The 12993-nt window shown below is 67.3% G+C and carries 8 protein-coding genes; 2 read left to right on the top strand and 6 right to left on the bottom strand.

All coding sequences use genetic code 11. The features are described 5' to 3' along the window. Positions 1-1490, top strand: a 1490-nt coding sequence (lpdA, locus tag C665_RS14655) for a dihydrolipoyl dehydrogenase (RefSeq protein ID WP_004317825.1), incomplete at its 5' end; no start/stop codon positions are given. A 74-nt stretch (positions 1491-1564) separates the two neighbouring features. On the opposite strand, the gene C665_RS14660 is transcribed toward lpdA, so the two are convergent. The 6 genes from C665_RS14660 to purL form a co-directional block, all read right to left on the bottom strand. Further along, entirely contained in the window at positions 1565-3865 is a 2301-nt protein-coding gene (locus C665_RS14660; RefSeq protein WP_004317827.1) for a TonB-dependent receptor, read from the bottom strand. Positions 3866-4046: 181 nt separating this feature from the next. Further along, on the bottom strand, positions 4047-4517 hold the full coding sequence (locus tag C665_RS14665) for a copper chaperone PCu(A)C (protein WP_004317828.1): 471 nt from the start codon (positions 4515-4517) through the stop codon (positions 4047-4049). 192 nt (positions 4518-4709) lie between these two features. Further along, positions 4710-5126: a DUF2946 domain-containing protein gene (locus C665_RS14670; RefSeq protein ID WP_004317831.1), complete on the bottom strand. Its 417-nt coding sequence runs from the start codon at positions 5124-5126 to the stop codon at positions 4710-4712. Positions 5127-5202: 76 nt separating this feature from the next. Continuing rightward, the gene (locus C665_RS14675; protein ID WP_004317833.1) at positions 5203-6507 is read right to left on the bottom strand and encodes a GGDEF domain-containing phosphodiesterase; all 1305 of its coding nucleotides are present in this window, start codon (positions 6505-6507) and stop codon (positions 5203-5205) included. A gap of 2 nt (positions 6508-6509) precedes the next feature. Continuing rightward, the gene (locus C665_RS14680; protein ID WP_012585864.1) at positions 6510-7835 is read right to left on the bottom strand and encodes an HD-GYP domain-containing protein; all 1326 of its coding nucleotides are present in this window, start codon (positions 7833-7835) and stop codon (positions 6510-6512) included. A gap of 118 nt (positions 7836-7953) precedes the next feature. Next, positions 7954-11889, bottom strand: a complete 3936-nt coding sequence (gene purL / locus C665_RS14685; protein WP_004317836.1) for a phosphoribosylformylglycinamidine synthase — start codon at positions 11887-11889, stop codon at positions 7954-7956. 163 nt (positions 11890-12052) lie between these two features. Between purL and C665_RS14690 the strand changes: the two genes are divergently transcribed. Beyond that, entirely contained in the window at positions 12053-12760 is a 708-nt protein-coding gene (locus tag C665_RS14690; RefSeq protein ID WP_004317838.1) for a fumarylacetoacetate hydrolase family protein, read from the top strand. Positions 12761-12993 lie beyond the last annotated feature (233 nt).

Below are 12993 nucleotides of genomic sequence, written 5' to 3' on the forward strand. Positions count from 1 at the left end.
CTCCTGCGGCCACGCCGAGCGCCGCCCCGGCGGCGGCGAGCCACGCCGGCGGCGCCGACGCCGAATACGACATGATCGTGCTCGGCGCCGGCCCGGGCGGCTACTCGGCGGCCTTCCGCGCCGCCGACCTCGGCCTCAAGACCGCGATCATCGAGCGCTATTCGACGCTCGGCGGCGTGTGCCTGAACGTGGGCTGCATCCCGTCCAAGGCGCTGCTGCACGTCGCGGCGGTGATCGAGGAGGCCGAGCACGTGCATACCGCCGGCATCCAGTTCGCCAAGCCCTCGGTCGACGTCGACGCGCTGCGCAAGCACAAGGACGGCGTGATCGGCAAGCTCACCGGCGGGCTCGCCGGCATGGCCAAGGCACGCAAGGTCGACATCCTGCGCGGCTACGGCAGCTTCCTCGACCCCAACCACCTCGAGATCGAGGAGACCACCGGCGCGAGCCAGGACAAGACCGGCGCGAAGAAGGTGGTAAAGTTCCGCAACTGCATCATCGCCGCCGGCTCGGCCGCGGTGCACCTGCCCTTCCTGCCGCGCGACCCGCGCATCGTCGACTCCACCGGTGCGCTCGAGCTGCGTCAGGTGCCGGGCAAGATGCTGGTGATCGGCGGCGGCATCATCGGCCTGGAGATGGCCACGGTGTACTCGACCCTGGGCGCACGCATCGACGTGGTCGAGATGCTCGACCGCCTGATGCAGGGTCCGGACGCCGACGCCGTGAAGGTATGGGAGAAGCAGAACGCCCACCGCTTCGACAACATCATGCTCAAGACGAAGACCGTGGCGGTCGAGGCCAGGGACGACGGCCTGTGGGTGAAGTTCGAGGGCGAGAAAGCCCCCGCCGAGCCGGTGCGCTACGACATGATCCTGCAATCGGCAGGCCGTTCGCCCAACGGCAACAAGATCGGCGCCGAGAAGGCGGGCGTGATCGTCGGCGAGCGCGGCTTCATCCCGGTGGATGCGCAGATGCGCACCAATGTGCCGCACATCTTCGCGATCGGCGACATCGTCGGCCAGCCCATGCTCGCCCACAAGGCAGTGCATGAGGGGCACGTCGCCGCGGAAGTGGCAGCCGGCCATAAGGCGGCCTTCGACGCCACCGTGATCCCGGGCGTGGCCTACACCCATCCGGAAGTGGCCTGGGTCGGCTACACCGAGGCGCAGGCCAAGGCCGAGGGCAAGAAGGTCGATACCGCCAAGTTCCCGTGGGCGGCCAGCGGGCGCGCCATCGCCAACGGCGCCGACTACGGCTTCACCAAGCTGATCTTCGACGCCGAGACTCACCGCGTGATCGGCGGCACCATCGTCGGGCCGTCGGCCGGCGACATGATCGGCGAGGTGTGCCTGGCCATCGAGATGGGGGCCGACGCCACCGACATCGGCAAGACCATCCACCCGCATCCGACCCTGGGTGAGACGGTGGGCATGGCCGCCGAAGTGGCCCACGGCAGCTGCACCGACCTGCCACCGATGCGCAAGAAGTAAGCATTCGCGGGCAGCAGAAAAAACCCCGGTGCCGCTGTTGCGGGACCGGGGTTTTTTATCGTCTGAAGAATGACTCAGAACTTGTAGTTGATGCCCGCGTAGATCGAACGGCCCGCACCCGGGACCGGCGTGCCCCACAGCGGAACCGCGCCGACCGGGTTGCTGGTCATCGTCGTTCCCTGGCCGACATAGGCGCCGCCGAGCGGCAGGTAGTAGAACTTGTCGAACACGTTCTCCACGCCGAAGTCGACGCGCACCTGCTTCCAGGAATAGCTCGTCCGCAGGTTCACCAGGTTGTAGCCCGAGGTCTCCTGCTCGTTGCGCACCGCCGAGATGTCGTCCTTGGACTGTGCGGCGAACCACTCGAGCGCGTTGTCCCAGCCACCATGCTGGTGCGTCAGCGTGAGCTTCACGTTGAGCGGCATGATGTTGTAGAGGTTGTCGCCGGTCTCGCGGTTCTTGCCGTCGGTGTAGTTGAGCACCCCACGCAGCCCGAATTCGCCATAGGGCGTGCTCGCCAGCGGCATGCGGCCCGAGAGGTCGATGCCGTACAGGCGAGCCGACTGGTTGGCGAGCTGCAGGAAGACGAAGCTGTTGGTCGCGGAGAGATTGGCGGCCGAGCATGACCCGCCGAGACTCGTCGGACAGCGTACTGCATCGATGTAGTCGGTGACCCGCGAGTAGAACGGCGTCGCCTTCAGCTCCCATTTGCGGTCGATCGAGTGCCAGTCGAAGGTCGCCGATACGGTGCGCGCCTTCTCGGGCTCGAGGTTGATGTCGCCGATGTAGCCGTTGCCGTCGCCGAACCAGTTCACCATCAGCATTTCCATGCCGCGGCTGTACCAGCTATAGCGCTCGTAGAGGCTGGGCGAGCGCACCTTGCGCGCGAAACCCACCTCCACGTCGAGCGTGGGATCGACGGTGTATTTGGCCAGCAGCGTCACATCCCAGTTGTTGTCCGTGCGTTCGCGATCAGCGCTGTTGAAAGCGGGCACGAGCATCGTGGCAGGGGCCACAGCGTTGTTATATGCCTGCACGGGACCGGTATCGGTCTTCACGCGCTCGTAGCGCACGCCCGCCAGGGTGGTCCATTGCGCACTCGGCTGCGCCTCCCACTCCGCGAAGACCGCGTTGCGATCGCGCTCGCCGTCGTTGATGTTCCAGAAGGTGTTCGGCCACATCCCGCCGCCCGATGCCGGCCACCAGTCGTCGAGACGATAACGCTGGATCTCGGCGCCCACGCGCAGAAGGTCGGTCGCCGAAAGATCCACGTCGCCCTTGAGCGCGAAGCCCGTGTTCTTGCTCTCGGTGTTCATCGGCATGCCCGCTGCGCAGGACGGGCTGAGCGGCGAACACGGCGTACCGTTGAGAACTGTCGGGCCTCCGGAGCCGATGATGACGTCGTTCGCTACGCTTCCCCCATACCAGTAGCGTTTGTCCGCACCGAAATCCATGAAGTGCTCGACCTTCTCGTGGTAGGCGCGCGCCTCGAGCTTGCCCCAGTCGTACTTGCCCTGATAGCGCAGGTTCACACGCTTCTGGTCGTTCTCGAGCATGTCCATGCGCTGGTTCGGCCACAGCTCATAGGGGATGTCCTGCAGGCCGACCTTGGCCTCGAACAGGTGGTCGCCGCCCTTGAAGGCGAAGCCGAGTTCGTGGTTGCGGCTCTTGTAGGCGGTGGAGCCCACTTCGTCGAGCGCCAAGGTATGCCCCACCCGGCCCGTCGCCGTCCGCGTCTTGAACGCCCGCGCGGCCTCGTAGTTGTCGCTCTCGGCCGTCGAACCTGCATAGCTGACGCTCAGCGAATCACTTGCGAAAGTGGCGCCGAGATTACCGCCGCGTGCATTGCCGTTGCTGCGGTAAAACGCCCCGACCTCACCCGTCATCAGCGTCTTGCCGTCCTCGGCAAACACCGGCGCCTTGGATTCGGCAAGGATGGTGCCGGCGATGCTGTCGCCGCCGACGCTCACCGGCGAGATGCCCGGATAGACCTCGAGCAGGCCGACATTGGAGGGGTCGAGGTAGGACAGTGCCGGGTTCATGTGGTTGGGACAGGCCGCGATCAGGTCCATGCCGTCGACCTTGATGCGGATGCGATCGTCGGCCAGACCGCGAATCGACGGCAGGCTGGAAACCCCGCCCGAGCCGTAGAGACTCACGCCCGGCACATCGCGAAGAAGCGACGCAGCATCACTGGTGGCGGGCTTCAGAGACTGCAGTGCAGGGGCGTTGACCACGGTTCCACTGTTAGTGGCCGCGGCCTCGGGCGCTGTGACGATGACGCGCCCGAGCGTCGTCTCCTGGGCAAGGGCGAGCGCCGGCAGCGCAAGGGAAATCGCCACGGCGAGTGGCAGACGTCGAAAGTTCTTCTTCATGATGAGTGTTCTCGTTGATCGGGCCTTCCGCCGGACCCACACGGATCGCAGGCATGAGAACGCCCTGCCGATCGCCCGCGGGCGATCGGACATCGATTCGATTGTCGAAAAGCAAACTCGCGGGCCGCGGCGGTCAGGGCGGCCCGAATGCACGTCGGTGGATCGCTGTGATCCCCGAGGCTCAGTGCTTGCCGTGCTGCATCTTCATCGGCGCATTGAGCGGACGTGCCGGCGCGGTGAGCTCGATGGTCTGGCGGCTGCCATCCTTGTTCTCGACGGTCAGCGTCACCGGCACCTGGTCACCCTCCTTCACCTGAGCCTTCAAATCCATCAGCATCACGTGGTAACCGCCAGGCTCGAGTTCGACGTCCTTGCCGGCAGGGAGGTCGAGCCCGGGGATGCGGTTCATCTTCATGACGTCCTTGTCCATGAGCATCTCGTGGATCTCGACCACGCCAGCGACCGGCGAGGCGGCGGACACGAGGCGGGCGTCGGTGTCGGACTTCACGCGCATGAAGGCCCCGGTGGCCTTCTGCGCGGGCACGGTGGCGCGCACCCAAGGCTCGGCGACGGTGACTTCGGCGTGAGCGACGGCGCTGCCGAAAAGGGCGAGGGCGGCCAGCAGCGGTGCGGCCAGGAACGACTTTTGCATCGTGGATCTCCGATCGTTGGAGGATTGCGGTCCGCACGCGACGTGCCGGCGCGCTCCGGCAAAGACAGCGGAGAACGCGGGTTTGCGTGCGAAGGGCTCGCACGACCGGCAGGCCGGCGGGCGAGGAAGGGACTTCGGGCGGGGGAAAGGACCGCTACGGCGAACACGCGCGGCGTTCGCGCGTGCGCAGGGTCAGGCGCGCGCGGGCGGCGCGCGCGGATGCGCGGACGACCACGCGAAGAGCGGTCGCGGGGCGACGAGGAAAAGCGTGGGGAGTGGCGTCCCGCCGGCGACGGCGAAGGAAGGCGAGAGGTCGGCCGCGGGCGCCAGCACGTTGCCGAACTGCGCGAGACAGTAAGGACACTCCTCGAGCGGGAGGGAGGACGGGTGCGAATCGGAGTCGGCGTTCATCGCACCGACGTCACCATGGAAGGCGGCCTCGTCGACACTCAGTTCCACCCACTCCATCCCGACGGCAGAGCAAATCTGCACGAGGTAGCGGCCGTTGTCGTCGGGCCCCATCGCGCGGCTCGCTGCCGGCGCCAGCGCACTCAACGCCATCGCGAAGATCGCGATCCAGACGTGAAGACGATGACGAAAGCGCTGCATGGGGGGATCGGATCCGTGGAAGCCACAACAACACGGCGGATTCTACCGGATCGGTCCGTGCTTGAATTGATCGTGGTCAGGTTTGCACCGGCTGCCGGCCGATGCATTCGCGAGCGCGCACCCAGGCGACGAAATCCGTCAGCGGCAGGGCCGGGGCATGCAGGAAACCCTGGATGTAGTCGCAGCCCATGCCGGCGAGCAGTTCGGCGGTGCGACCGTCCTCCACGCCCTCGGCAGTGACCTCGATGCCGAGACGGTGCGAGAGGTCGATGATCGCGGCGGCGATCTCGCGGTCGCGCGCCGAGGCGAGCAGGTCGATGACGAAGCTGCGATCGATCTTGACCTCCTGCACGGCGAGCCGCTTGAGCCGGCTCATGCCCGAGAAGCCGGTGCCGAAGTCGTCGATCGACAGGGCGACACCGAGCTGGCGCAAGCGTTGGAGCACCTCCGAGACGCTGCTGCCCGAGCGCTCGTCCATCATGCTGGTCTCGGTGATCTCCAGACACAGCCGGCCCGCCTCGAGGTTCCAGGTCGACAGGGCCTGGCCGATCAGGTCGGGCACCTCGGCGTCGTAGAGGTCCGTCGCCGAGAGATTGATCGAGATGTCGATCTCCAGGCCTTCCATGCGCAACTCGTGCAGGACCTGCGCCGCCTGCTGGAACAGCCAGCGATTGAAACGGTGACGCAGGCCGAAGCGGTCGATCAGGCCGATCACGACCGGGGGCGGCACGAATTCGCCCGCGCTGTTGCGCCAGCGCAGCAAGGCCTCGGCGCTGCGGCACTCCGTGCTGGCGAGGTGGACCTTGGGCTGCAGCCAGAGCTCGAGCTCCGGCCCCCCGGAAAACGCGGTACGCAGGTCGCGCTCGAGCAGGGCGACGTTGGGCGCGCTGCGCTCCATCGAGGCTTCGAAGAGCAGGCTGCCGCCGTCCGCACGCCCGGCGACCAGACCGGCGATGCGTGCCGACTGCAGCAGGTGGAAGCCGTCCTTGCCGTGGTCGGGCGACATCGCCGCGCCACACACCACGCGTACCGGCAGGTCGAGGCCGTCGACCACCAGCAGGCCATCGTTGAAGGTCTGCTCGAAGCGCAGCATGCCGAGTGTGAGGACCGCACTGCTGGCCACGCTCGGCAGCACGATCAGCCATTCCTTGCCATCGACCGCGAACAGGCGGTCGCGACTGCGCAGCTGGGCGCGGATCTGACGCTCCATGGCGCGCTCGAAGCGGCGCAGGTGCTCGAGCGGGAGGCGATAGAGCGCCGCATCGGGCTGGGCATAGAGCGAGATGACCCCCACTCCCCGGCCCTCGGTCGCGATCTCGGCCATCCGCGCCGAGACCTCGGTGAGCGCGGAGAGAAAGCCGTTGGGGATCAGCGAATCCATGTTCAGGCGAGGAAGAAGTCGTTGGGATCGATGCCGAAGGCGTTGGGCGGCAGCGCCTGCAAGATGCGATAGGGCTCGCCGTCGGCGGTGTCGGGCTGCATCAGCAGGTCGAGGGTGCGCGGGAAGCGCTCCACACTCTTGTCGGGGGCGAGCAGCACGAGCACACGCGGCTGCAATCGGCGCACCTGGTTCTGTTGGATCACCACGCCGACCTCGCCGCTGTTGAGTTCGACCAGGGTGCCGATCGGATAGAGGCCGATGCACTGCAGGAACTGGTCGACCAAGGTGTCGCGGAACTGCGTGTTGCGCAGCTGGTTCAGCGTCTCCATGGCGCGCTGGCTGGAGACGGCCTCGCGATAGACGCGGTCGCGGGTCATCGCGCAGTAGGCGTCGGTGATGCCGGCCATCTCCGCCGGCAGCGGGATGCTCATGCCTTCGAGCCCGCGCGGGTAGCCGGTGCCGTCGAAGCGCTCGTGGTGCGCAGCGATGGTCGCCAGCACCTCGGCGTCGAAGTCCCGGTGCGCCTGCAGCAGGCGCACCGTGTGGGTGACATGGGCCTTGACGTGCTCGAACTCACGCTCGTCGAGCGGCCCGGGCTTGCTGAGCAGACCGTAGTCGATCTGCACCTTGCCGATATCCTGCAGCAGGCCGGCGAGGCCGAGCTGATGCACCTGCTTGCCGCTCAGGCCCAAGAAGCGCGCGAACACCATCGCATGCACGGAGACGTTCACCGCGTGGTCGTAGGCGTACTGGTCGGTGCGCTTGAGGCGGGTGAGCCAGAGCAGTGCGTCGGGGTTGCGCTGCACGCCGGCGGCCATCTCGCCGACCAGGCCGCTGATCTGGGGGACGTCGATGGCGACATTGCTGTCGATCGCGAGCTGGGTCTCGCGCAAGGCCCGGAACACGTCATCGACGATCGGTGCCGAGTAGAGCAGCTCGGACTCGAGCCGGCTGCGCCCGTCCTCGATGCGGATGCGCGGGACGTGCGGCTGACGGAGGGTGTGGATCTTGCCTTTGAAGCCGCGCGCGACCTTGATGAAGCGCTGCGCCCCGACACGCGATTCGGTGACGTCGGGGTGCTTGCGCACGAACCCGTCCGCGCCACGCAGGGGCGCGTCCTTGTCGAAGACCTTGGCGCTGTACTGGTCGCCGATCGAGCGTGTGCGATCGATCGTGACCGAACGGCAGTAGTGCTGCAGGGCCCGGAGCTGGTCGACATTCTCCAGCAGGAAGCCCTGCATCATGAATGGTGTCTCGGTCCATGGACGATCGATAGCGACGACGAACATGCCGATCTTCAATTCGCGCGTCGAAATCGTCTGGTTCAATCCATTCCCCCGCAATGCTGTCCGCCACCGTGACCAGCCGGAACCTCTTAACGGCTGACGCTTCGGCGACTTGAGCGGAAACTCACATCGCGTTACCCGGATCGCGTGGTCCCTGCAATCAGCCGAGCCACAAGCGGGCATTGCGGAACATGCGCAGCCAGGGCGAGGCGTCGGGACTGTCCGTGACCAGCCACTGCGGCGCCCACGACATCTGCAGGGTCCGCGCGGTGCGCTCGGGGTGCGGCATCATGATCGTGAAGCGCCCGTCGGCAGTGGTGAAGCCCGTCACACCCTCCGGCGAGCCGTTGGGGTTGGCCGGATAGGTCTGTGCCGGATTGCCGTGGTTGTCCACGTAGCGCAGCGCCATGAGGGCGCGCTCGCGGTCGGCCTCGCTGTGGAACACCGCCCTGCCCTCGCCATGGCTGACCACGATCGGCATGCGGCTGCCGGCCATGCCCTGGAGCAGGATGGAGGGGCTGTCTGCGACCTCCACCATCACGAAGCGGGCCTCGAACTGTTCACTGCGGTTGCGGTGGAAGGTGGGCCAGGCTTCGGCGCCGGGGATGATCGGCGCGAGGTGGGCCATCATCTGACAGCCGTTGCACACCCCGAGGGCGAAGGTGTCGCTGCGCCCGAAGAAAGCCGCGAACTCGTCGCGCAGGCGGGGGTTGAACAGGATGGACTTGGCCCAGCCCTGCCCGGCGCCGAGCACGTCGCCATAGGAGAAGCCGCCGCAAGCTGCGAGGCCATGGAAGTCGGCCAGGTCGATGCGACCGGCCTGCAGGTCCGACATATGCACGTCGACCGGGGTGAAGCCGGCACGCTCGAAGGCTGCCGCCATCTCGAACTGGGAGTTGACACCCTGCTCGCGCAGCACGACGACCTTGGGACGCGCAGTGCTGGCGATGAAGGGCGCCGCCACGTCCTCCTTGACGTCGAAGGACAGCGCCACCGACAGGCCGGGGTTGCCGGCGTCGGCGAGCGCGTCGAATTCCTGCTGCACCGACTCGGGATCGTCGCGCAGCTTGGCGACGCGATAGCTGGTCTCCGACCACGCCTGCAGCAGCTCGACCCGGCTGGCGGCAAACACGAGTTTGGCGTTGCGGCGGAAGCGGATCTCATCCTTGTCGTTGGGCTCGCCGATGAAGTGGTAAGCGAGCCTGGCCGCGCGCAGCACCTCGGTGATGCGGGAGCGGTCGTCGCGGCGGATCTGGATCACCGCGCCGAGTTCCTCGGCGAAGAGACCGGCGAAGAGGCGGTCGTCGAAACGGCCCTTGAGCGTGTCCGGCTTCTTCTCCAGACCATCGACGTCCATCATGTAGGGGTCGTAGCAGACGGTATCGAGGATCAGCGACAGGCCGCACTTCGCGGCGAAGGCCATCTCGCACACGGTGGCGAAGAGGCCGCCATCGGAGCGGTCGTGATAGGCCAGCAGCAGGCCGTCGCGGCGCAGTCGCTGCACGGTTTCGAAGAACGCTGCGAGCTGGGCGGGATCGACATCCGGCGCATGCTCGCCGACCGACTCGTAAGCCTGGGCGAAGGCCGAGCCGCCGAGGCGGTTCTTGCCGTTGCCGAGGTCGATCAGCAGCAGCTCGGTCTCCACGCCTTCATGCAGCTGCAGTTGCGGCGTGAGCGTGCTGCGGATGTCCTGCACGGGGGCGAAGGCGGTGGCGATCAGCGACAGCGGAGCGACGACCTGCTTGTCCTCTTCGCCATCGCGCCAGGCAGTGCGCATCGACAGCGAGTCCTTGCCGACCGGGATCGACAGGCCGGCGCTGACGCAGAACTCGGACACGGCCTTTACGGTGTCGTAAAGACGCGCGTCCTCGCCGCGGTGGCCGGCGGCAGCCATCCAGTTGGCGGAGAGCTTGACGTCGCCGAGCTTCTCGATGTCGGCGGCGGCGATGTTGGTGATTGCCTCACCGATCGCCATGCGGCCCGATGCCGGCGCATCGACGCAGGCCAGCGGCGTGCGCTCGCCCATCGCGAAGGCTTCTCCGCGGTAGCCCTGGAAGCTCATCGCGGTGACCGCGACGTCGGCCACCGGCACCTGCCAAGGCCCGACGAACTGGTCGCGCGCGGTGAGGCCGCCGACCGAGCGATCGCCGATGGTGATCAGGAAGCTCTTGCTGGCCACCGCGGGCACGCGCAGCACGCGCATCCCAGCCTCCTGGAGATCGAAGCCGGTGGTGTCGAAAGGCGGCAGATGCACCGCGCGCCGCGACACGTTGCGCGTCATCTTCGGCGGCTTGCCGAGCAGCACCTTCATGTCCATGTCCACCGGCTTGTTGCCGAAGTGGCGATCGGACACGGTGAGGTGGCCATCGGCGGTGGCGGTGCCAAGCACCGCGAAGGGGCAGCGCTCGCGCTCGCAGAAGGCCTGGAACATCGGCAGGCTCTCGGGCGCGATCGCGAGCACGTAGCGCTCCTGCGATTCGTTCGACCAGATCTCGCGCGGACTCATGCCCGGCTCTTCGATGTGCACCTCGCGCAGCTCGAAGTGGGCGCCGAGGCCGGCGTGATCGGCGAGCTCGGGCATCGCGTTCGACAGGCCGCCGGCACCGACGTCGTGGATGGCGATGATCGGATTGTTCTCGCCCTGCTGCCAGCACGCGTCGATGACCTCCTGGCAGCGGCGCTGGATCTCGGGGTTGCCGCGCTGCACCGAGGCGAAGTCGAGGTCGGCGGTGTTGGTGCCGGTCGCCATCGACGAGGCCGCGCCGCCACCCAGGCCGATGAGCATGCCCGGGCCGCCAAGCTGGATCAGCAGCGTGCCCGGCGGGAAGGTGGGTTTCTCGGCCTGCCGAGCCTGGATGCTACCCAAGCCGCCGGCGATCATGATCGGCTTGTGGTAGCCGCGCACCTCACCCTGCACTGCCTGCTCGAAGGTGCGGAAGTAGCCGGCGAGGTTGGGGCGGCCGAACTCGTTGTTGAAGGCGGCGGCGCCGATCGGGCCCTCGATCATGATGTCGAGCGCGGAGGCAATGCGCTCGGGCTTGCCGTAGGGCTTCTCCCAGGGCTGGCCAAAGTCGGGGATGTTGAGGTTGGAAACCGTGAAGCCGGCCAGGCCGGCCTTGGGACGAGAGCCGCGGCCGGTCGCACCCTCGTCGCGGATCTCGCCGCCGGCGCCGGTGGCCGCGCCCGGGAAGGGCGAGATCGCGGTCGGGTGGTTGTGGGTCTCGACCTTCGCGAGGATGTGGGTGTCCTCGTCGTGGTAGCGGAAGGTGCCGTCGGCGTCCGGGTACAGGCGGGCGATGCGCGCGCCCTCGATCACCGAGGCGTTGTCCGAGTAGGCCACCACCGTGCCCTCGGGGTGGGCCTTGTGCGTGTCCTTGATCATGCCGAACAGCGACTTCTCCATCGGCCGCGCGTCGATCACCCAGTCGGCGTTGAAGATCTTGTGCCGGCAGTGCTCGGAGTTGGCCTGGGCGAACATCATCAGCTCGACGTCGGTGGGGTTGCGCCCCATGCGGCTGAAGTTCTCCACCAGGTAGTCGATCTCGTCTTCGGACAGCGCGAGGCCGAGCTCGCCGTTGGCACGCTCGAGCGCGGCGCGACCACCGGCGAGGATGTCCACGGTCGTGAGCGGCTGCGGCTGGTAGTGGTGGAAGAGCGCCTCGGCCGCCTGCATGCTGTCGAGCACCGACTCGGTCATGCGGTCGTGCAGCAACGCCGCCAGCGCGGTGTTGCCGTCGACCCCGCGCGCGTCGATCGAATAGGCGATGCCGCGCTCGATGCGCACGATCTTATCGAAACCGCACTGGTGCGCGATGTCGGTGGCCTTGGACGACCACGGCGAGATCGTGCCCAGGCGCGGCACCACCAGGCGCAGCGTGCCGGTGGGGGCTGCCGTGCTTGCCGGCCCGGCGTCGAGCAGATCCACCAGACGCGCACGCTCCGCCTCGTCCAGCGCAGCCGAGACCTCGACGAAGTACCAGTGCTCCGCGGCCAGTCCGGCCAGCTTGGGCAACACCTCGCCGACGGCGCGGGAAAGACGTTCCAGACGGGAGGAGGACAGCGCCGGGGCGCCACGCAGCTTGAGGATCGAAGTCATGTTCTCGAGAACCGGGTCGGATACGGGCAGTGCGGAACAGGCGCCAGAACGGGCCACCGTGACCCCCGATGGGGTGTCCGCGGGCAGGCCCGCATTATAACCGAGCCCCTTCGGCCGCCCCGGTCGTTGTAGACTCCGCGGCTCGATGGTCAAGAGGCCCGAAATGCCCGAAATCAACTACCTGTGGACGCCCCCGGCGCCCGTGTCCCTGCCCGTCCGCGGTACCGGCGCCCGCTTCCCGGTCAATCGCCTGTTCTTCGTCGGCCGCAACTACCAGGCCCACGCGATCGAGATGGGCAGCTCGGTCGACAAGGCCAGCATGCGCCCGGTGTACTTCACCAAGTCCTCCGCCAACCTCGCCCTCTCGGGCGGTACGGCGCCTTACCCACCCGAAACCCGCGACTACCATCACGAGATGGAACTCGTGGTTGCGATCGGCGAGCCCGGTTTCCGCGTCAGCGAATCCTCCGCCCGGCGCATGATCTACGGCTATGCCTGCGGCCTCGACATGACCCGGCGCGACCTGCAGGCCACGGCCAAGGCCAGGGGCAATCCCTGGGATCTCGCCAAGAACGTGGAGAGTGGGGCCGTGTGCGGCGAAATCCAGCCCGCCGCCGGCCAGGTCCTGCGCAACGGGGAGATCGTGCTAAGGGTCAATGGTGAAGTCCGCCAGCGTGCCGATCTATCCGACATGATCTGGAGCATCCCGGAGATCATCGCCGATCTGTCGTCCTACTACCACCTGCAGCCTGGCGATCTGATCTACACCGGCACACCGGAAGGCGTCGGCCCCGTCCGACCGGGAGATCGCCTGGAAGGCTCGGTGCAAGGGGCGGGCAAAATAGAGTTCGAGATCGGCCAGGCCGAATAAGCCACGGAGGAAGTCCGCCGTCACCTCGGCGCAGTCGTCATGCCATCACGGCCACATTCTTGCCTTGCGGCGGTCCTGCACCGTAACGTTTGCAGGCCGGCTTCGTTCGCAGCCCGGGTCGGCGCCCGGCGCTGGCGTCGCGGGCTGCCGTTGCGTTCTGCGTAGACGGCACGACGCCCCAGGCACGGATGTGTGCGTGGGGCGTTGTGTTGGTGTGGTTAGTCTGACGATGA

This window comes from Thauera aminoaromatica S2 (genome assembly GCF_000310185.1).
GTDB classification, from domain to species: domain Bacteria; phylum Pseudomonadota; class Gammaproteobacteria; order Burkholderiales; family Rhodocyclaceae; genus Thauera; species Thauera aminoaromatica.